The sequence below is a fragment of the Citrobacter sp. Cf116 genome (genome assembly GCF_030336505.1).
Lineage (GTDB): Bacteria > Pseudomonadota > Gammaproteobacteria > Enterobacterales > Enterobacteriaceae > Citrobacter > Citrobacter freundii.
In genome coordinates this window covers 1,303,766-1,324,235 of record NZ_JAOWEQ010000037.1, presented here as the reverse complement: position 1 = coordinate 1,324,235, position 20,470 = coordinate 1,303,766, and the positions used below count along the sequence as shown (strand labels likewise).

Sequence of the window (20,470 nt, the reverse complement as noted above, 5' to 3'; positions counted from 1 at the left end):
ACAATACACGTCGCGCCTGAAAACAGCGTGAACGATGCGGTGTATTTGATAAAGGTTAATAAAACGCCATGAAACTGGATGGTAACTGAAACACAATTTCATATGCGATGAAATAAATTGATCTGCCACAGGTTCTGCATAAATAGTTGTGCTTCCTGGGCAAATGAACATTGCCGCTTCCTTCCGTGTCGGTTAATAACACTCTTATAAAGAATAAGGTTTTTGCAACCAAAAAAGAAGGAAGCCATGAATCGTTTTATTATGGTCAATAGCCAGCAGTGCCTGGGATGCCATGCCTGTGAGGTCGCCTGCGTCATGGCTCACAATGGCGAACAGCATGTCCTGAGCCAACGGCATTTTCAGCCCCGAATTACCGTCATTAAACATCAGCAGCAGCGCAGCGCGGTGACCTGTCACCACTGCGAAGATGCACCCTGCGCCAGAAGTTGCCCAAATGGGGCAATTAGCCATGATAACGACAGCGTTCAGGTGAACCCGCAAAAGTGCATTGGCTGTAAATCGTGCGTCGTTGCCTGTCCTTTCGGCACGATGCAGATCGTACTCACTCCTGTCGCCAAAGGGAAGGTGAAAGCCACCGCGCACAAATGCGATCTGTGCCAGGGGCGTGAACAGGGGCCCGCCTGCGTAGAGAACTGCCCGGCGCAGGCGGTACAGTTGGTGACGGAAAATTCGCTTACCGGTCTGTCAAAAGCGCGTAGGCTGCGTACCGCAAGTCTGGAAAGCCAGCCATGGCACGCCAGCACTACCGATTTTGTTCCACATGTCATCACCAAACGTGAGCAAATGCAGGCGACGCCTGCGCGTGGTGAACCGGATAAACTGGCGATTGATGCCCGGAAAACCAGCTTTGAAGAGATCTATCTGCCGTTTCGTACGGCGCAGGCGGAGCGGGAAGCCTCTCGCTGCCTGAAATGCGGCGACCACAGTATTTGCGAATGGACCTGTCCGTTGCATAACCACATTCCGCAGTGGATTGAGCTGGTCAAAGCCGGAAACATCGATGCCGCGGTTGAGCTTTCACATCAAACCAACTGCTTGCCGGAGGTGACCGGGCGTGTATGCCCGCAGGATCGACTCTGCGAAGGGGCATGCACGGTGCGTAGTGAGCATGGCGCAGTCACCATCGGTAATATTGAGCGTTACATCTCCGATCGGGCGCTGAGTAAAGGATGGCGGCCGGACTTAAGCCATGTGCAGAAAGTGGACAAGCGTGTTGCCATTATTGGCGCGGGTCCGGCGGGTCTGGCCTGCGCGGATGTGCTGGCGCGTAGCGGTATCAGTGCCACCGTGTACGATCGCCATCCTGAAATTGGCGGTTTGTTGACGTTCGGTATTCCGGCCTTCAAGCTGGACAAATCGCTGCTGACGCGTCGCCGTGAAATCTTCAGCGCTATGGGGATTCATTTCGAACTTAACTGTGAAGTGGGTAAGGACGTCGCACTTGAAAAGTTGCTGGAGGATTACGATGCCGTGTTCGTGGGGGTGGGAACCTATCGTTCCATGAAGGCGGACCTGCCAAATGAAGACGCGCCAGGCGTATATGATGCGCTGCCGTTCCTGATTGCCAATACCAAGCAGGTGATGGGGCTGGATGAGTTGCCTGAAGAACCGTTTATCGATACCGCTGGACTGAACGTGGTGGTTCTGGGCGGAGGCGATACGGCCATGGACTGTGTACGTACCGCGCTGCGCCACGGTGCAAGCCAGGTGACCTGCGCCTATCGTCGTGATGAAGCCAACATGCCGGGTTCGAAAAAAGAGGTGAAGAACGCCCGGGAAGAGGGGGCAAACTTCGAGTTTAACGTCCAGCCGGTTGAGCTGGTGTTGCATGCCGATGGGCGAGTCAGCGGCGTGCGTTTCTTACGTACCCAACTTGGCGAACCTGATGCGCAGGGGCGTCGTCGCCCGGTTCCCATCGCCGGGAGTGAGTTTGTGATGCCCGCAGATGCGGTGATCATGGCGTTTGGTTTTCACCCACACGGCATGCCGTGGCTGGAGTCGCATGGCGTTAAGGTCGATAACTGGGGGCGCATTGCCGCCGATGTTGAAAGCGCATACCGTTACCAAACCAGTAACCCGAAAATCTTTGCCGGTGGCGACGCGGTACGCGGTGCGGATCTGGTGGTGACGGCCATGGCGGAGGGGCGGCACGCCGCCCAGGGGATCGTCGACTGGCTGGGCGTAAAATCAGTCAAATCTCACTAATCGGCGTCCAGGCCGGATAAAACGCGTTAGCGTTGTCATCCGGCAATGTGCCGCATGAATGCCTGATGGCGCTTTGCTTATCAGGCCTACATTGTTCCAAGACAAACCCGGTTTCACGGCGTAGTATTATTTCTCACTTCTTGCTGTGGAGCCGGTATGTCGCAAAAAATTACCCTCATCAAAGATAAAGTCCTCTCCGATAACTACTTCATCCTGCGCAATATCACCTATGACCTGATCCGTAGCACTGGGGAGGTGATTCGTCATAAACGCGAGGTTTACGATCGCGGTAACGGTGCCACAATCCTGCTGTATAACCCGGAGAAGAAAACGGTGGTCTTAATTCGCCAGTTCCGCGTCGCCACCTGGGTCAACGGTAATGAAGATGGTCAACTGATTGAAACCTGCGCTGGGCTGTTGGATAACGACGAACCGGAAGCGTGCATTCGCAAAGAGGCCATTGAAGAGACCGGATTTGAAGTGGGCGAAGTGCGCAAACTGTTTGAGTTATACATGTCGCCGGGCGGCGTGACGGAAATAATCCACTTCTTCATTGCACAATACAGTGACAGCCAGCGAGCAAACGGGGGTGGCGGTGTGGAAGATGAAGATATTGAAGTTCTGGAACTGCCGTTCACACAGGCGCTGGAAATGATCAAAACGGGTGAGATCCGTGACGGTAAAACGGTGCTATTGTTGAACTATTTGCAGTCGTCGCATCTCATGGACTAATGCGTGGAATTTATATTTCTTTACAAATTTACGGCCAATCCGACAATTCTTATTGAGCCACATCAGTCGCGCAAGGAAGATACCGCTTAGGCTGTGTGTTTTGACTTCGGGGTTGTACCGTCCATGCGCTATCGCGTTATTCTCCTTTTCCTGCTCGGGTTGCTACCAGCCCGATTGCTCTGGGCTGCGCCCGCGCAACAGGCGTTTTCTGACTGGCAGGTGACGTGTAATAACCAAAATTTTTGCGTGGCGCGCAATACCGGAGAGCACCACGGCCTGGTCATGACCTTGAGCCGCAGCGCCGGGGCACATACTGACGCCGTGTTGCGTATTGAGCTGGGTGGGCTGGAATCGTCCAACGTCAAAGAGAGCGATATTGCGCCGCGTCTGTTGTTGGATGGTGCGCCGTTCTCGCTGAGCGGCGAGCACTGGCGTGTTACCCCATGGCAACTGATGACCGATGATCCGGCCACCATTAGCGCATTTTTACGAACCGTACAGGACGCGAAGGCGATTACCCTGCAAAAAGGTGCGCAAAATCTTTCGCTGGTCGGGCTAAAAGCCGCATTGTTGTTTATCGATGCCCAGCAAAAACGGGTTGGCAGCGAAACCGCATGGATCGAAAAAGGTGACGAGCCTCCGCTCAGTGTACCTCCTGCCCCCGCGCTGAAAGGCGTAGCGGTCATTAACCCAACGCCAACGCCTCTCACACAGCAAGAGCGCAGTGAACTGCTGGACTATGGTAACTGGCGAATCAACGGTATTCGTTGCTCTATCGATCCGCTGCGTCGCGAGATGCGCGTCACGGCCCTAACGGATGATAAAGCGCTGCTGATGATTGGCTGTGAGGCCGGAGCGTATAACACTATCGATCTGGCGTGGGTGGTTTCACGTACAACCCCGCTGACTTCACGCGCGGTACGGTTAAGTCTGCCTTTTAAAACGGATGCGGAAAGTCGCGATATGGAGCTGACCAACGCTGCGTTTGACGAAAAGTCGCGGGAGCTGGTTACCCTCGCTAAAGGACGAGGGTTGGCAGATTGCGGTATCCAGACTCGCTGGCGCTACGATGGTCAGCGTTTTCGCCTGGTGCGCTATGCCCAGGAGCCAAGTTGTGATAACTGGCATGGGCCAGATGCCTGGCCCACACTGTGGATCACACGTTAAGCACCTTGTGTGCTTTGTCGACGATGTTATCTACCGTAAAGCCGAAGAACGGGAACAGCTTGTCCGCCGGAGCCGACTCCCCATAGCCCGTCATCCCAACAATCGCCCCTTTCAGCCCAACATACTTGAACCAGTAGTCGGCAATACCGGCTTCTACCGCCACGCGCGCGCTGACGTTTGCCGGCAGGACCGACTCCCGGTACGTCTCATCCTGGGCGTCGAAGATATCGGTTGAAGGCAGAGAAACTACCCGCACGTTACGGCCTTCGCCGGTCAGTTTTTCCGCCGCCAGCAGCGTGATTTCCATTTCTGAACCGGTAGCAATCAGGATAACATCCGGCTTACCGCCGCCGTCCTTCAGCACATAGCCGCCGCGGGCAATTTGCTGCACTTGCTCAGGCGTGCGCTCAACCTGCGCCAGATTCTGCCGCGAGAGGATCAGCGCCGTTGGCCCGTCATGGCGTTCGACCGCCAGCTTCCAGCCTACTGCCGCCTCAACCTGATCGCATGGTCGCCAGGTACTGAAATTAGGCGTCAGGCGTAGACTGGCGAGTTGTTCGACGGCCTGGTGCGTGGGACCATCTTCCCCCAGGCCAATCGAGTCGTGGGTATAAACCATGATTTGTCGGGCTTTCATCAGCGCCGCCATGCGCGCGGCATTGCGGGCATATTCGACAAACATCAGGAACGTGGCAGTGTAAGGTACGAAGCCCCCGTGGTGCGCGATACCATTGGCAATGGCGGTCATGCCAAATTCCCGCACGCCGTAGTGGATGTAGTTTCCTGCATGATCCTCTTTAAGAGAGGAGGAGCCTTTCCAGATGGTCAGGTTGCTGGGTGCCAGATCCGCCGAGCCGCCGAGCAGTTCTGGCAGTATCGGCCCATAGGCATTCAGGGTATTTTGCGAAGCTTTACGGGTGGCTATTTTGGCTGGGTTGGCTTGCAGGTCGGTAATATATTTCTGGGTTGTTGCTTCCCACTCCTTAGGCAGTCCGCCGCTCATCCGGCGAGTAAACTCTGCCGCCAGTTCCGGGTAGGCTTGTTCGTAAGCTGCGAATTTCTCCTTCCAGCCTTGTTGCGCTTTTTCGCCTTTCTCGCGTGCGTCCCACGCCCGGTAAATCTCTTTGGGGATTTCAAAAGCAGGATGATGCCACCCCAGTTTCTGCCGGGTCAACGCCACCTCTTCTTCGCCCAGCGCAGCGCCGTGCGCTTCCTCTTTCCCGGCTTTATTCGGTGAGCCAAAACCAATCACCGTGCGGCAGATAATCAGCGACGGTTTATCGGTAACAGCCTGCGCTTCCTGAATGGCTTTTTTCACCGCCTCAGGGTCATGACCGTCAATGTCGTGCACTACATGCCAGTGGTAAGCCTCAAAGCGTTTTGCAGTATCGTCGGTAAACCAGCCGTCGGTTTCGCCATCAATTGAGATGCCGTTGTGATCGTAGAAGCCGATGAGTTTGCCAAGCCCCAGCGTGCCCGCCAGCGAACAAGCCTCGTGTGAAATACCCTCCATCAGACAGCCGTCGCCCATAAAGACCCAGGTAAAGTGGTTAACAATCTCATGGTCCGGCTGGTTAAACTGCGCTGCCAGCGTGCGCTCGGCAATGGCCATGCCGACGGCGTTGGCCAAACCCTGGCCCAGCGGTCCGGTGGTGGTTTCCACGCCCGGCGTGTAGCCAATTTCCGGGTGACCTGGCGTCTTCGAATGGAGCTGACGGAAGTTCTTTAATTCTTCGATCGGCAGGTCGTAACCGGAAAGATGCAATAGGCTGTAAAGCAGCATTGAGGCGTGGCCGTTGGACAGAATAAACCGGTCACGATCGTACCAGGTGGGATCGGTCGGGTTATGGCGTAGAAAATCGTTCCACAGCACTTCGGCGATATCGGCCATCCCCATTGGTGCTCCTGGGTGGCCGGAGTTAGCTTTTTGGACGGCATCCATACTCAGCGCACGAATGGCATTGGCAAGCTCTTTACGGGTCATAGGAAATACTCCTTGAAAAGTAAAGTGTTAGATGCGTGTTGTGATTCACACTTTTGGGAAAATTGCGGGCGTTGTCAGCAAAAAGCATAGCAGACAGGCATGGTATTGCTGGATTAAGCAGGTAACATGGCTGTTATAAATTGATAACAAATTCTTTCTTTGAATGGTGAGAGTTTGGGGACCTTCAAAGTTTGTGCCGTTGACTGAGGTGATAATGTGCGGCTCAGTAGAATGGTTACCCGCGCCACTTTTTTGATAGATACGTGAAAGGAACAACAAGATGGATGACCAGTTAAAACAAAGCGCCCTCGATTTCCACGAATTTCCGGTACCCGGTAAAATCCAGGTTTCTCCGACCAAGCCTCTGGCAACGCAGCGCGACCTGGCGCTGGCCTACTCGCCGGGCGTGGCTGCACCGTGTCTTGAAATTGAAAAGGACCCGCTGGCAGCCTACAAATACACCGCGCGCGGCAACCTGGTTGCGGTTATTTCCAACGGTACGGCGGTGCTGGGCCTGGGCAATATTGGCGCACTGGCCGGCAAACCGGTGATGGAAGGTAAAGGCGTTCTGTTTAAGAAATTCGCCGGGATCGACGTGTTCGACATTGAAGTCGATGAACTCGATCCGGATAAATTTATCAATGTGGTTGCGGCCCTGGAACCCACGTTTGGCGGTATCAACCTCGAAGATATCAAAGCGCCGGAGTGCTTCTACATTGAGCAAAAGCTGCGCGAACGCATGAATATTCCGGTCTTCCACGATGACCAGCACGGTACAGCAATCATCAGTACTGCCGCAATTCTGAACGGTCTGCGGGTGGTTGAGAAAAATATCTCCGACGTGCGCATGGTGGTGTCTGGCGCAGGCGCGGCGGCGATTGCCTGTATGAACCTGCTGGTAGCGCTGGGTATGCAGAAACACAATATTGTGGTCTGTGACTCCAAAGGCGTGATTTACAAAGACCGCGAACCGAACATGGCGGAAACCAAAGCGGCTTATGCGGTGGTGGATGACGGTAAGCGTACGCTGGATGATGTCATTGACGGCGCAGATATTTTCCTCGGTTGCTCCGGTCCGAAAGTGCTGACGCAGGAAATGGTTAAGAAGATGGCGCGTGCGCCAATGATTCTGGCACTTGCTAACCCGGAACCGGAAATCCTGCCGCCGTTGGCAAAAGAGGTGCGTTCCGACGCAATCATTTGTACTGGCCGTTCAGACTACCCGAACCAGGTTAACAACGTCCTGTGCTTCCCGTTCATCTTCCGCGGTGCGCTGGATGTCGGTGCAACGGCCATCAACGAAGAGATGAAACTGGCGGCGGTGCACGCCATTGCTGAGCTGGCGCATGCCGAGCAGAGTGAAGTGGTGGCCTCTGCTTATGGCGATCAGGACCTGAGCTTCGGCCCGGAATACATCATTCCGAAACCGTTCGACCCGCGTCTGATCGTCAAAATCGCCCCTGCTGTGGCGAAAGCAGCGATGGACTCTGGTGTGGCAACGCGTCCGATTGCCGACTTTGACGCTTACATCGATAAGCTGACTGAATTCGTCTACAAAACCAACCTGTTCATGAAGCCAATTTTCTCCCTGGCACGCAAAGCGCCGAAGCGTGTGGTGCTGACGGAAGGGGAAGAAGCGCGCGTACTGCATGCTACTCAGGAGCTGATTACTTTAGGGCTGGCAAAACCAATCCTGATCGGTCGTCCGAGCGTTATTGAAATGCGTATCCAGAAACTGGGGCTGCAGATCAAAGCGGGCGTCGATTTTGAGATCGTCAACAACGAATCCGATCCGCGCTTTAAAGAGTACTGGAGTGAGTATTATCAGATCATGAAGCGCCGTGGGATCACCCAGGAGCAGGCGCAGCGTGCGGTGATTGCCAACACTACGGTGATCGGTGCAATCATGGTGCAGCGTGGCGAAGCGGATGCGATGATCTGCGGTACGATCGGCGACTACCACGAGCACTTCAGCGTGGTGAAAGAGGTGTTTGGTCATCGTGACGGCGTGCATACTGCCGGGGCGATGAACGCCTTGCTGCTGCCAAGCGGTAACACTTTTATCGCCGATACTTACGTCAACGACGATCCTACGCCTGAGCAACTGGCGGAAATCGCTGTGATGGCGGCAGAGACTGTGCGTCGCTTTGGTATTGAACCGAAGGTGGCGTTGCTGTCGCACTCCAACTTTGGTTCCTCTGACTGCCCGTCGGCCAGCAAAATGCGCGAAGCGCTGGAGCTGATTAAGGCGCGCGCGCCAGAGTTGATGATTGACGGCGAAATGCACGGCGATGCCGCGCTGGTGGAAAGTATCCGTAATGACCGCATGCCGGACAGTCCGCTGAAAGGCTCAGCGAATATTCTGGTGATGCCGAATATGGAAGCGGCCCGTATTAGTTACAACTTACTACGCGTTTCCAGTTCTGAAGGCGTAACGGTTGGCCCGGTGCTGATGGGGGTTGCGAAACCTGTTCATGTATTAACGCCGATCGCCTCTGTTCGTCGTATCGTTAATATGGTGGCGCTGGCGGTTGTAGAAGCCCAAACGCAGCCGCTGTAATTTCACTTTAATTAATTTCCGGCGCGGGTTTCTCTCGCGCCTTTTTATTTTCCTTTTCTTAGTGATCTACTTCACCTTTTAAACCTGGTTGCCGAATTTTGTTATTTACTCTGACAAAAAATTGCCACGATAAGGGCAGTTTTAGCGGAGGCGGTGAGCAATGGAAAAAGAACGCATTATTCAGGAATTTGTGCCGGGGAAACAGGTCACGCTGGCGCATCTCATTGCGCACCCCGGCGAGGAATTAGCGAAAAAGATCGGCGTTCCCGAAGCGGGCGCTATCGGCATCATGACGCTGACTCCAGGCGAAACCGCGATGATTGCCGGTGACTTAGCCATGAAGGCGGCGGATGTACATATCGGTTTTCTCGATAGATTCAGCGGCGCACTGGTGATCTACGGCTCGGTAGGCGCAGTAGAAGAAGCGTTATTACAGACGGTAAGCGGTCTGGGTCGATTATTAAATTTCACTTTGTGCAACCTGACAAAAAGTTAATCAGAGGCGGCGATGAAACGTATTGCGTTTGTCGGTACGGTGGGGGCGGGGAAAACAACGCTCTTTAATGCGCTACAGGGGAATTATTCCCTCGCCAGAAAAACACAGGCCGTGGAGTTTAATGAAAATGGCGATATCGATACGCCAGGGGAATATTTTAGCCATCCGCGCTGGTATCACGCCTTAATTACCACGCTGCAGGATGTTGATACGTTGATTTATATACACGCGGCAAATGATAAAGAAAGTCGCTTACCTGCCGGGCTGTTGGATATCGGTGCCAGTAAACGACAAATCGCCGTTATCAGTAAAACGGACATGCCGGATGCCGACGTCGCCGCAACGCGACAACTACTTCGCGGGATGGGGTTTCAGGAGCCGATTTTTGAGCTCAATAGCCATGACCCGCGCAGTGTGCAGCACCTGGTGGATTATCTGACTGAGCTCAGCCAAAAGGAGGAAAGGGCAGGTGAAAAAACTCATCACAGCTAACGATATTCGTGCGGCCCACGCACGCGGCGAACAGGAAATGTCGGTTGTTCTGCGCGCCAGCATCATCACCCCGGAGGCGCGCGAAGTTGCGGAGCTGCTGGGCGTTACCATCAGTGAATGCGATGAATCCGCGCCAGGCGCCGTCGCTGCTGCTCCGGCTGCGGTGATTGATGGCAAAACGGAAAGCCAGCGTATTCGCGAAACCATCATTGCGCAGTTACCGGAAGGGCAGTTTACCGAAAGCCTGGTCGCGCAGCTGATGGACAAAGTCATGAAGGAAAAGCAGTCGCTGGAGCAGGGCGGAATGCAGCCGAGCTTTAACTCGGTGACCGGCAAAGGCGGTGTGAAAGTCATCGACGGCAGCAGCGTGAAGTTTGGTCGTTTTGACGGCGCGCAGCCGCACTGCGTGGGCTTAACCGATCTGGTGACCGACCAGGACGGTAGCAGCATGGCCGCCGGGTTTATGCAGTGGGATAACGCCTTTTTCCCATGGACGCTGAACTACGACGAAATCGACATGATTCTGGAAGGAGAGCTGCATGTTCGCCACGAAGGCGAAACCATGATTGCAAAAGCCGGGGACGTGATGTTTATCCCGAAAGGCTCCAGCATCGAATTTGGTACGCCATCGACGGTGAAGTTTCTGTATGTGGCCTGGCCTGCGAACTGGCAGTCCTGCTAAGGCGGATGTATGAAGGATTTCATTACCGAAGCATGGCTCAGAGCGAATCATACGCTCAGCGAAGGGGCTGAAATTCATCTCCCCGCTGACGCTCGCCTGACGCCGTCTGCCCGGGAATTACTGGAAAGCCGACATCTGCGCATTAAGTTTATTGACGAGCAGGGCAGCCTGTTTATTGATGACGAAGAACAGCAGCCGCAGCCGGTTCATGGATTAACCAGCAGTGATACGCATCCACAGGCCAGCTGCGAACTGTGCCATCAACCGGTGGCGAAGAAACCGGACACCCTGACGCATCTGACGGCGGACAAGATGGTCGCCAAAAGTGACCCTCGGCTGGGATTTCGCGCCGCGCTGGACAGTACCATCGCCCTGGCCGTGTGGTTGCAGATTGAGATGGCAGAACCATGGCAGCCGTGGCTGGCGGATATCCGCTCGCGCCTGGGCAATATTATGCGCGCAGACGCCATGGATGAGCCGCTGGCAGCACAAGCTGTCGTGGGTTTAAGTGACGAAGATTTACACCGTCTTTCGCATCAACCGCTGCGCTATCTGGACCACGACCATCTGGTGCCTGAAGCCAGCCATGGACGTGATTGCGCGTTACTTAATCTGCTGCGTACCAAAGTCCGTGAAACGGAGACGGTGGCGGCCCAGGTATTCATCACTCGCAGTTTTGAGGTTATGCGACCGGACATTATGCAGGCGCTCAACCGCCTTTCCAGTACGGTCTACGTGATGATGATTCTGAGTGTTGCAAAGCATCCGCTGACGGTTAGTCAAATTCAACAGAGACTGGGGGAGAAGCAATGATCATTGAACGTGCTCGTCAACTCGCCCAACGCTCACCTGCACGAGTAGTGTTCCCGGATGCGCTGGATGTCCGGGTGCTGAAGGCGGCCAATTACCTGCATCAGCACGGTCTGGCACGCCCCATTCTCGTCGCCAGCCCGTTTGCGCTACGCCAGTTTGCGCTCAGCCATCGCGTAGCCATGGACGGTATTCAGGTTATTGATCCACAAAGCAATGTACAGATGCGTGAAGAGTTTGCCCTGCGTTGGCGGGCAACGGCGGGCGAAAAAACGCCGCCGGATGCGCGGGAGAAGCTCAACGATCCGCTGATGTTCGCCGCCGCGATGGTCAGTGCCGGTACAGCCGATGTGTGTATTGCGGGCAACCTGTCATCAACGGCAAACGTGCTTCGTGCAGGATTGCGCATTATTGGATTACAGCCTGGTTGCAAAACGCTGTCGTCAATTTTTCTGATGCTGCCGCAGTATCTCGGGCCGTCATTAGGATTTGCAGACTGTAGTGTTGTGCCGCAGCCCTCCGCTGCACAGCTGGCGGATATCGCCATCGCCAGCGCTGAAACCTGGAAAGCGATCACAGGTGAAGAGCCGCGCGTGGCCATGCTGTCGTTTTCAAGTAATGGCAGTGCTCGCCATCCTAACGTCGCTAACGTGCAGCAGGCGACCGAGATCGTTCGTGAGCGTGCCCCGCAGCTTACAGTGGACGGTGAACTGCAATTTGATGCCGCCTTTGTTCCGGATGTCGCTGCGCAAAAAGCGCCCGCCAGTCCGTTAAAGGGCAATGCCAATGTGATGGTCTTCCCATCGCTGGAGGCAGGCAATATTGGCTACAAAATCGCTCAGCGTCTGGGAGGGTATCGCGCAGTAGGGCCATTGATTCAGGGGCTTGCCGCACCGCTTCATGATCTCTCTCGTGGCTGTAGCGTACAGGAAATTATCGAACTGGCGTTGGTGGCAGCAGTGCCGCGCCAGACTGACATGAGTCGTGAAAACGCCTCGCACACACTGGTTGTATAAGGTCCCGTTCAGGACCCCTTAATGAGAGGAAAACACAATGGAAGCATTAGGAATGATTGAAACCCGGGGCCTGGTTGCACTGATTGAGGCTTCTGACGCAATGGTTAAAGCGGCACGCGTGAAACTGGTTGGTGTGAAGCAGATCGGTGGCGGTCTGGTCACTGCCATGGTCCGTGGCGACGTAGCGGCATGTAAAGCTGCAACGGACGCAGGTGCTGCGGCAGCACAGCGTATTGGCGAGCTGGTTTCAGTGCACGTGATCCCGCGTCCGCACGGCGATCTGGAAGAAGTGTTCCCGATCAGCTTTAAAGGCGACAGCAACGACATGTAAGTCGTCCATGTGACGCCACAGACTTCATTGCTGGCGTCACCCTCTCTCCTTTTCACATTACCTTCTGCGGAGGGTAGGGGGAGGTTTTACCTGAAATATGCCACGGAGGCGCGTATGAAACTGGCAATCGTTACAGGACAAATTGTTTGTACCGTACGCCATCAGGGGCTCGCGCACGACAAGTTGCTGATGGTGGAAATGATTGACGCCCAGGGAAATCCCGACGGGCAATGTGCTGTTGCTATCGACAGCATCGGGGCGGGAACCGGAGAGTGGGTGCTGCTGGTCAGCGGAAGCTCCGCCCGTCAGGCGCACCGCAATGAATCATCGCCTGTCGATCTGTGCGTGATTGGCATTGTCGATGAAGTGGTGGCAGGTGGTCAGGTGATCTTCCATAAATAAGGCAGAAAATCATGAATCAACAGGATATTGAACAGGTCGTGAAAGCGGTACTGCTGAAAATGAAAGACAGCAGCCAACCCGTCAGTGCCGTTCAAGAAATGGGCGTTTTTGCCTCCCTGGATGACGCAGTGGCGGCAGCAAAACTGGCCCAGCAGGGGCTGAAAAGCGTCGCTATGCGCCAACTGGCTATCACGGCGCTACGTGAGGCGGGCGAAAAGCACGCCAGAGAATTAGCGGAACTTGCCGTCACTGAAACCGGCATGGGACGCGTCGAAGATAAATTTGCCAAAAACGTGGCGCAGGCGCGCGGCACGCCGGGTGTGGAATGCCTGTCTCCACAGGTTCTGACTGGTGATAACGGTCTGACGCTGATTGAAAACGCGCCGTGGGGCGTGGTGGCCTCGGTAACCCCATCTACCAACCCGGCCGCGACCGTCATTAACAACGCCATCAGCCTGATTGCCGCTGGAAACAGCGTGGTTTTCGCACCGCATCCGGCGGCGAAAAAAGTCTCTCAGCGCGCTATCACTCTGCTTAACCAGGCGGTAGTTGCCGCAGGTGGTCCGGCAAACCTGTTGGTGACGGTTGCCAACCCAGATATCGAGACTGCCCAACGTCTGTTCAAGTACCCAGGTATCGGCCTGCTGGTGGTGACCGGTGGTGAAGCCGTAGTAGATGCCGCGCGTAAGCACACCAACAAACGTTTGATTGCCGCTGGCGCAGGTAATCCGCCGGTGGTGGTTGATGAAACGGCTGACCTGGCACGCGCGGCGCAGTCGGTAGTTAAAGGTGCATCGTTTGACAACAACATCATCTGCGCTGACGAAAAAGTGCTGATCGTGGTCGATAGCGTTGCTGATGAACTGATGCGTCTGATGGAAAGCCAGCATGCGGTGAAACTCACCACGGCCCAGGCCGAACAGCTGCAGCCGGTGCTGCTGAAAAATATCGATGAGCGCGGTAAAGGCACGGTCAGTCGTGACTGGGTAGGTCGTGACGCAGGCAAAATTGCTGCGGCGATTGGTCTGAACGTACCGGAGCAAACCCGTCTGTTATTCGTCGAAACCTCCGCGACGCATCCGTTTGCCGTCACCGAACTGATGATGCCGGTTCTACCGGTCGTGCGGGTCGCTAACGTCGATGAAGCCATTGAACTGGCGGTCAAGCTTGAAGGCGGTTGCCACCATACGGCGGCGATGCACTCGCGCAATATCGACAACATGAACCGTATGGCAAACGCCATTGATACCAGCATCTTCGTTAAGAACGGACCGTGCATTGCCGGTCTTGGACTCGGCGGCGAAGGCTGGACCACGATGACCATTACCACACCAACCGGGGAAGGGGTGACCAGTGCGCGTACGTTTGTGCGTCTGCGTCGCTGTGTGTTGGTAGACGCCTTCAGAATTGTATAAGGAGTAAATGAGATGGCGCACGACGAACAACGTTGGTTGACACCCAGACTGCTAAAAGCGGCAACGCTATGTAACCAGACGCCCACTAAGAGCGATTCACCGCTGTGGTTGGGCATTGATTTGGGAACGTGTGATGTGGTGTCGATGGTTGTGGACAGTGACGGACAGCCGGTCGCGGTTTGCCTGGACTGGGCCGATGTCGTGCGCGATGGAATCGTCTGGGATTTCTTTGGTGCGGTGACCATCGTTCGTCGCCATCTCGATACGCTCGAACAACAGTTGGGTTGCCGCTTTACCCATGCGGCAACCTCATTTCCACCGGGAACTGACCCTCGCATCTCTATTAACGTGCTGGAGTCTGCCGGGCTTGAAGTGAGCCATGTGCTCGACGAACCGACAGCGGTGGCGGATCTGTTGCAGCTCGATAACGCCGGCGTGGTGGATATTGGTGGTGGCACTACCGGGATTGCGATCGTTAAACAAGGCAAGGTGACCTACTCCGCTGATGAAGCAACCGGTGGGCATCATATCTCTCTGACGCTGGCCGGGAACCGTCGTATCCAGTTAGAAGAAGCCGAGCAGTACAAGCGTAGCAACGGCAAAGAAATCTGGCCGGTGGTGAAGCCTGTCTACGAAAAAATGGCGGAAATCGTGGCTCATCATATTGCGGGTCAGGGCGTTACCGATTTATGGCTGGCCGGTGGTTCCTGCATGCAGCCGGGCGTTGATGAGCTGTTCCGTAAGCGTTTCCCGGAACTGCAGGTGCATTTACCCCAGCACAGCCTGTTTATGACCCCGCTGGCGATTGCCAACAGCGGAAAAGAAAAAGCGGAAGGAATCTATGCAAGCTGAATTGCAGACCGCGCTCTTTCAGGCATTCGATACCCTGAATCTGCAACGCGTAAAAACGTTTAGCGTTCCACCGGTCACCCTTTGTGGGCTGGGAGCGCTCAGTACCTGCGGACAGGAAGCACAAACGCGCGGATTGACGCATATGTTCGTCATGGTGGACAGCTTCCTGCATCAGGCGGGGATGACCGCCGCACTGGAGCGCAGTCTGGCGATGAAAGGCGTGGCGATGACGCTGTGGCCATGTCCGGTGGGCGAACCGTGCATTACGGACGTCTGCGCGGCGGTCGCGCAATTGCGTGAATCGAAGTGCGATGGCGTTGTGGCCTTCGGCGGTGGCTCCGTACTCGATGCCGCCAAGGCAGTGGCGTTGCTGGTGACCAACCCCACTCAGACGCTGGCAGACATGGACGAGCGCAGCGCGTTACGCCCACGTCTGCCGCTGATTGCCGTACCGACTACCGCCGGAACGGGCTCAGAAACCACCAACGTCACGGTAATAATCGACGCCGCGACTGGACTCAAAAAAGTGCTGGCCCACGCAACCCTGATGCCGGATGTGGCGATCCTGGACGCTGCATTGACGGAAGGCGTGCCTGCACATGTAACGGCGATGACCGGGATTGATGCACTGACGCACGCCGTTGAAGCGTATAGCGCGCTGAACGCGACGCCGTTTACCGACAGTCTGGCGATTGGCGCGATTGCGATGATAGGTAAATCGCTGCCGAAGGCCGTCGGCTACGGTCAGGATCTGGCGGCGCGCGAAAGCATGCTGTTGGCTTCCTGTATGGCCGGGATGGCGTTTTCCAGCGCAGGGCTGGGCCTGTGCCATGCGATGGCGCACCAGCCGGGAGCGACGTTGCATATCCCACACGGACAGGCTAACGCCATGCTGCTTCCTACGGTAATGGGGTTCAACCGCATGGTGTGTCGTGAGCGCTTCAGCCATATCGGACGCGCGTTAACCAACAAGAAATCGGACGATCGTGATGCTATCAACGCGGTCAGCGAGTTGATTAGCGAAGTGGGCCAGACCAAACGGCTCTCAGACGTTGGAGCAAAACCCGAACATTACAGCGCATGGGCACACGCCGCGCTGGAGGATATTTGTATTCGCAGTAACCCACGCACCGCCACGCAGGAACAGATTATCGACCTGTACGCGGCTGCCGGGTAATGCCTGTAGGCCGGATAAGGTGCTCGCACCGCCATCCGGCAATAACACGGCGTTAATGCCGGAGGCGACGTAAACGTCTTATCCGGCCTACAAATCACAAATGACAGGGAGTAGGGGCTATGGGAATTAACGAAATCATCATGTACATCATGATGTTCTTTATGCTGATTGCCGCCGTGGACAGGATCCTGTCGCAGTTCGGCGGTTCGGCGCGCTTCCTCGGTAAGTTCGGTAAGAGTATTGAGGGATCGGGCGGTCAGTTTGAAGAAGGCTTTATGGCAATGGGCGCGCTGGGTCTGGCGATGGTCGGTATGACCGCGCTGGCGCCAGTACTGGCGCATGTGCTCGGGCCGGTAATTATTCCGCTGTATGAAATGCTGGGCGCGAACCCGTCGATGTTTGCCGGAACGCTGCTGGCGTGCGATATGGGCGGCTTCTTCCTGGCGAAAGAACTGGCGGGCGGCGACGTGGCGGCATGGTTGTACTCTGGCCTGATTCTCGGCGCGATGATGGGGCCGACGCTGGTGTTCTCCATTCCGGTTGCGCTGGGAATTATTGAACCGTCTGACCGTCGTTATCTGGCGCTGGGCGTGCTGGCCGGTATTGTCACCATTCCGATTGGCTGTATTGCGGGTGGTCTGGTCGCGATGTACTCCGGTGTGGAAATCAACGGTCAGCCGGTGGAGTTCACCTTTGCGTTGATCCTGATGAACATGATCCCGGTGCTGATCGTAGCCGTGCTGGTGGCGCTGGGACTGAAATTCATCCCGGAAAAAATGATCAACGGCTTCCAGATCTTCGCCAAGTTCCTGGTAGCGCTGATCACCCTCGGTCTGGCTGCGGCAGTCATCAAGTTCCTGCTCGGCTGGGAGCTGATCCCAGGTCTTGATCCTATTTTCATGGCGCCAGGCGACAAGCCGGGTGAAGTGATGCGCGCCATCGAAGTTATCGGTTCTATCTCCTGTGTGCTGCTGGGTGCCTACCCGATGGTGCTGCTGCTGACCCGCTGGTTTGAAAAACCGCTGATGAGCGTCGGCAACCTGTTAAAAGTCAATAACATTGCGGCTGCGGGTATGGTGGCAACGCTTGCCAATAACATCCCAATGTTCGGCATGATGAAAAACATGGATACCCGCGGCAAAGTGATCAACTGCGCCTTTGCGGTTTCCGCGGCCTTCGCTCTGGGTGACCACTTAGGTTTCGCCGCTGCCAACATGAACGCCATGATCTTCCCGATGATTGTCGGCAAGCTGATCGGCGGCGTGACGGCGATTGGCGTGGCTATGCTGTTAGTACCGAAAGACGAAGATGTTCCGGCACCAGCAGAAACCAATCCGGAGGCGCAATCGTGAATACTCGCCAGCTACTCAGCGTCGGTATCGATATCGGCACCACCACCACTCAGGTGATCTTCTCGCGCCTTGAGCTGGTTAACCGTGCGGCAGTGTCGCAGGTGCCGCGCTACGAATTCATCAAACGCGAAATTAGCTGGCAAAGCCCGGTGTTCTTTACCCCCGTTGATAAGCAGGGCGGGTTGAAAGAGGCCGAACTGAAAGCACTGATCCTCGCCCAGTATCAGGCGGCGGGCATTGCGCCGGAAACGGTTGATTCCGGCGCGATCATCATTACCGGGGAAAGTGCCAAAACGCGCAACGCGCGCCCGGCGGTGATGGCGCTCTCCCAGTCGCTGGGGGATTTCGTGGTTGCCAGCGCCGGTCCGCATCTGGAATCGGTGATTGCTGGTCACGGTGCGGGGGCACAAACCCTGTCCGAGCAGAAGTTGTGCCGCGTACTGAATATCGACATCGGCGGCGGTACGTCGAACTACGTTCTGTTCGATGCCGGAAAAGTCAGCGGATCGGCCTGTCTGAACGTCGGCGGACGGCTACTGGAAACGGACGGTCAGGGGCGCGTGGTGCATGCGCATCAGCCGGGACAAATGATTGTGGATGACGTATTTGGTCCAGGCACTGATGCCCGAACCCTCAATGCGGCGCAGCTTGTTCAGGTGGCCCGACGGATGGCGGCGCTGATTGTGGAGGTGATTGACGGCACGTTATCACCGCTGGCACAGGCGCTGATGCAAACCGCTCTGTTACCGGCGGGCGTGAAGCCGGAAGTGATTACGTTGTCCGGCGGGGTGGGCGAGTGCTACCGCAACCAACCTGCCGATCCGTTCTGTTTTTCCGACATTGGGCCGCTGTTAGCGACGGCGCTGCATGAACATCCGCGCCTGCGTGAGATGAACGTGCAGTTCCCGGCGCAAACCGTGCGCGCCACAGTGATTGGCGCCGGTGCGCATACGCTGTCGCTTTCGGGCAGCACTATCTGGCTGGAAGGTGTGGCGCTTCCGCTGCGCAATCTGCCGGTGGCGATTCCGGTTGATGAGGCTGATCTGGTGGCCGCCTGGCAACAGGCACTAATGCAGCTCGATCTGGACCCGCAAACGGACGCCTACGTGTTGGCGCTGCCCGCTTCTCTGCCGGTGCGCTACGCCGCGCTGTTAACGGTGATTGATGCGTTGCTGGCCTTTGTCGCGCGCTATCCGAATCCGCATCCCCTGCTGGTGGTAGCCGAGCAGGATTTTGGTAAAGCCCTGGGCATGCTGTTACGCCCACAGTTACAGCAACACCCGCTGGCGGTCATCGATGAGGTGGTTGTCCGGGCGGGGGACTATATCGACATTGGTACGCCTCTTTTTGGCGGATCGGTTGTGCCGGTGACGGTGAAATCACTCGCATTTCCTTCCTGAGGGAACGACTTATGAAACTAAAGACCACATTGTTCGGCAATGTTTATCAGTTTAAGGATGTTAAAGAGGTGCTGGCAAAAGCCAACGAACTGCGTTCGGGGGATGTGCTGGCAGGTGTCGCTGCAACCAGTTCGCAAGAGCGCGTGGCGGCTAAGCAGGTATTGTCGGAAATGACGGTAGCGGATATCCGTAATAACCCGGTGATTTCCTATGAAGAGGACTGCGTGACGCGTCTGATTCAGGATGACGTCAACGAAACGGCCTATAACCGCATCAAAAACTGGAGTATCAGCGAGCTGCGCGAGTACGTGCTGAGCGATGAAACCTCTGTTGATGACATTGCGTTTACGCGTAAAGGGTTAACGTCGGAAGTGGTCGCTGCGGTAGCAAAAATCTGCTCTAACGCGGACCTGATCTATGGCGGTAAGAAAATGCCGGTGATCAAAAAGGCTAACACCACCATAGGTCTACCGGGCACCTTTAGCTGCCGTTTGCAGCCGAACGATACCCGTGACGATGTACAGAGTATTGCGGCGCAAATCTATGAAGGACTGTCTTTCGGTGCGGGCGATGCGGTGATCGGTGTCAACCCGGTCACGGATGACGTGGAAAACTTAAGCCGTGTGCTCGATACCGTGTATGGCGTTATTGACAAGTTCAATATTCCGACCCAGGGCTGCGTACTGGCGCACGTCACCACCCAGATTGAAGCGATTCGTCGCGGTGCGCCGGGCGGGCTGATTTTCCAGAGTATCTGCGGTAGCGAAAAAGGCTTAAAAGAGTTTGGCGTTGAGCTGGCCATGCTGGATGAAGCGCGTGCAGTGGGTGCTGAATTCAACCGTATCGCCGGGGAAAACTGCCTGTACTTTGAAACCGGGCAAGGGTCTGCGCTCTCCGCTGGCGCTAACTTTGGTGCCGATCAGGTGACGATGGAAGCGCGTAACTACGGGCTGGCGCGTCACTACGATCCGTTCCTGGTGAACACCGTGGTGGGCTTTATCGGGCCGGAATATCTCTACAACGACCGTCAGATTATTCGCGCTGGCTTAGAAGATCACTTCATGGGCAAACTGAGCGGCATCTCAATGGGCTGCGACTGCTGTTACACCAACCATGCTGATGCTGACCAGAACCTCAATGAAAACCTGATGATTCTGCTCGCCACCGCTGGCTGCAACTACATCATGGGCATGCCGCTCGGTGACGACATCATGCTCAACTACCAGACCACCGCCTTCCACGACACCGCGACCGTGCGCCAGTTGCTGAACCTGCGCCCGTCGCCGGAGTTTGAACGCTGGCTGGAAACCATGGGCATTATGGCAAACGGTCGCCTGACCAAACGGGCGGGCGATCCGTCACTGTTCTTCTGATGA

General features: G+C 55.8%; 18 protein-coding genes. 17 read left to right on the top strand and 1 reads right to left on the bottom strand.

Translation table 11 applies throughout. The features are described from left to right. Positions 1-246 precede the first annotated feature (246 nt). From aegA to OGV74_RS15735, 3 genes are all read left to right on the top strand, one after another. Positions 247-2,226 carry a formate-dependent uric acid utilization protein AegA gene (gene aegA / locus OGV74_RS15745; protein WP_048218376.1) on the top strand — a complete coding sequence of 660 codons (1,980 nt, stop codon included), beginning with the start codon at positions 247-249 and terminating at the stop codon, positions 2,224-2,226. Between the two features lie 156 nt (positions 2,227-2,382). Then, positions 2,383-2,958 carry a GDP-mannose pyrophosphatase NudK gene (gene nudK, locus OGV74_RS15740; protein ID WP_086504402.1) on the top strand — a complete coding sequence of 192 codons (576 nt, stop codon included), beginning with the start codon at positions 2,383-2,385 and terminating at the stop codon, positions 2,956-2,958. A 123-nt stretch (positions 2,959-3,081) separates the two neighbouring features. Then, a complete protein-coding gene (locus OGV74_RS15735; RefSeq protein WP_086504966.1) occupies positions 3,082-4,125 on the top strand; it encodes a DUF1176 domain-containing protein in 1,044 nt (347 codons plus the stop codon). On the opposite strand, the gene tkt is transcribed toward OGV74_RS15735, so the two are convergent. Continuing rightward, positions 4,115-6,109, bottom strand: a complete 1,995-nt coding sequence (gene tkt, locus OGV74_RS15730; protein WP_048217281.1) for a transketolase — start codon at positions 6,107-6,109, stop codon at positions 4,115-4,117. The genes OGV74_RS15735 and tkt overlap by 11 nt on opposite strands. Positions 6,110-6,389: 280 nt before the next feature. Between tkt and maeB the strand changes: the two genes are divergently transcribed. The 14 genes from maeB (at position 6,390) to eutB (ending at position 20,467) form a co-directional block, all read left to right on the top strand. Continuing rightward, positions 6,390-8,669 carry an NADP-dependent oxaloacetate-decarboxylating malate dehydrogenase gene (gene maeB / locus OGV74_RS15725; protein WP_003838520.1) on the top strand — a complete coding sequence of 760 codons (2,280 nt, stop codon included), beginning with the start codon at positions 6,390-6,392 and terminating at the stop codon, positions 8,667-8,669. 160 nt (positions 8,670-8,829) lie between these two features. Further along, positions 8,830-9,165, top strand: a complete 336-nt coding sequence (gene eutS, locus OGV74_RS15720) for an ethanolamine utilization microcompartment protein EutS (RefSeq protein ID WP_003037995.1) — start codon at positions 8,830-8,832, stop codon at positions 9,163-9,165. Between the two features lie 12 nt (positions 9,166-9,177). Further along, positions 9,178-9,657 (top strand): ethanolamine utilization acetate kinase EutP, encoded by a 480-nt coding sequence (gene eutP / locus OGV74_RS15715; protein WP_003037998.1) that lies wholly within the window; start codon positions 9,178-9,180, stop codon positions 9,655-9,657. Continuing rightward, positions 9,635-10,339: an ethanolamine utilization acetate kinase EutQ gene (gene eutQ, locus OGV74_RS15710; protein WP_003038001.1), complete on the top strand. Its 705-nt coding sequence runs from the start codon at positions 9,635-9,637 to the stop codon at positions 10,337-10,339. Before eutP ends, eutQ begins: the two co-directional genes overlap by 23 nt. 9 nt (positions 10,340-10,348) lie before the next feature. Next, positions 10,349-11,152, top strand: a complete 804-nt coding sequence (gene eutT, locus OGV74_RS15705; RefSeq protein ID WP_003038004.1) for an ethanolamine utilization cob(I)yrinic acid a,c-diamide adenosyltransferase EutT — start codon at positions 10,349-10,351, stop codon at positions 11,150-11,152. Beyond that, positions 11,149-12,165 carry a phosphate acetyltransferase gene (pta, locus tag OGV74_RS15700; RefSeq protein ID WP_086504400.1) on the top strand — a complete coding sequence of 339 codons (1,017 nt, stop codon included), beginning with the start codon at positions 11,149-11,151 and terminating at the stop codon, positions 12,163-12,165. Before eutT ends, pta begins: the two co-directional genes overlap by 4 nt. A gap of 37 nt (positions 12,166-12,202) precedes the next feature. Continuing rightward, positions 12,203-12,496: an ethanolamine utilization microcompartment protein EutM gene (gene eutM, locus OGV74_RS15695; protein ID WP_003835054.1), complete on the top strand. Its 294-nt coding sequence runs from the start codon at positions 12,203-12,205 to the stop codon at positions 12,494-12,496. A 114-nt stretch (positions 12,497-12,610) separates the two neighbouring features. Beyond that, positions 12,611-12,898 (top strand): ethanolamine utilization microcompartment protein EutN, encoded by a 288-nt coding sequence (gene eutN / locus OGV74_RS15690; protein ID WP_003038011.1) that lies wholly within the window; start codon positions 12,611-12,613, stop codon positions 12,896-12,898. An 11-nt stretch (positions 12,899-12,909) separates the two neighbouring features. Next, positions 12,910-14,313 carry an aldehyde dehydrogenase family protein gene (locus OGV74_RS15685; protein ID WP_003038014.1) on the top strand — a complete coding sequence of 468 codons (1,404 nt, stop codon included), beginning with the start codon at positions 12,910-12,912 and terminating at the stop codon, positions 14,311-14,313. Between the two features lie 12 nt (positions 14,314-14,325). Continuing rightward, on the top strand, positions 14,326-15,165 hold the full coding sequence (gene eutJ / locus OGV74_RS15680; protein ID WP_003838530.1) for an ethanolamine utilization protein EutJ: 840 nt from the start codon (positions 14,326-14,328) through the stop codon (positions 15,163-15,165). Further along, positions 15,155-16,342 carry an ethanolamine utilization ethanol dehydrogenase EutG gene (eutG, locus tag OGV74_RS15675; RefSeq protein WP_003038020.1) on the top strand — a complete coding sequence of 396 codons (1,188 nt, stop codon included), beginning with the start codon at positions 15,155-15,157 and terminating at the stop codon, positions 16,340-16,342. Before eutJ ends, eutG begins: the two co-directional genes overlap by 11 nt. 119 nt (positions 16,343-16,461) lie before the next feature. Then, positions 16,462-17,694: an ethanolamine utilization protein EutH gene (gene eutH / locus OGV74_RS15670; RefSeq protein ID WP_003038023.1), complete on the top strand. Its 1,233-nt coding sequence runs from the start codon at positions 16,462-16,464 to the stop codon at positions 17,692-17,694. Beyond that, on the top strand, positions 17,691-19,094 hold the full coding sequence (gene eutA / locus OGV74_RS15665; protein ID WP_003038026.1) for an ethanolamine ammonia-lyase reactivating factor EutA: 1,404 nt from the start codon (positions 17,691-17,693) through the stop codon (positions 19,092-19,094). Before eutH ends, eutA begins: the two co-directional genes overlap by 4 nt. Positions 19,095-19,105: 11 nt before the next feature. Beyond that, positions 19,106-20,467 carry an ethanolamine ammonia-lyase subunit alpha gene (gene eutB / locus OGV74_RS15660; protein WP_003038029.1) on the top strand — a complete coding sequence of 454 codons (1,362 nt, stop codon included), beginning with the start codon at positions 19,106-19,108 and terminating at the stop codon, positions 20,465-20,467. Positions 20,468-20,470: the final 3 nt, after the last annotated feature.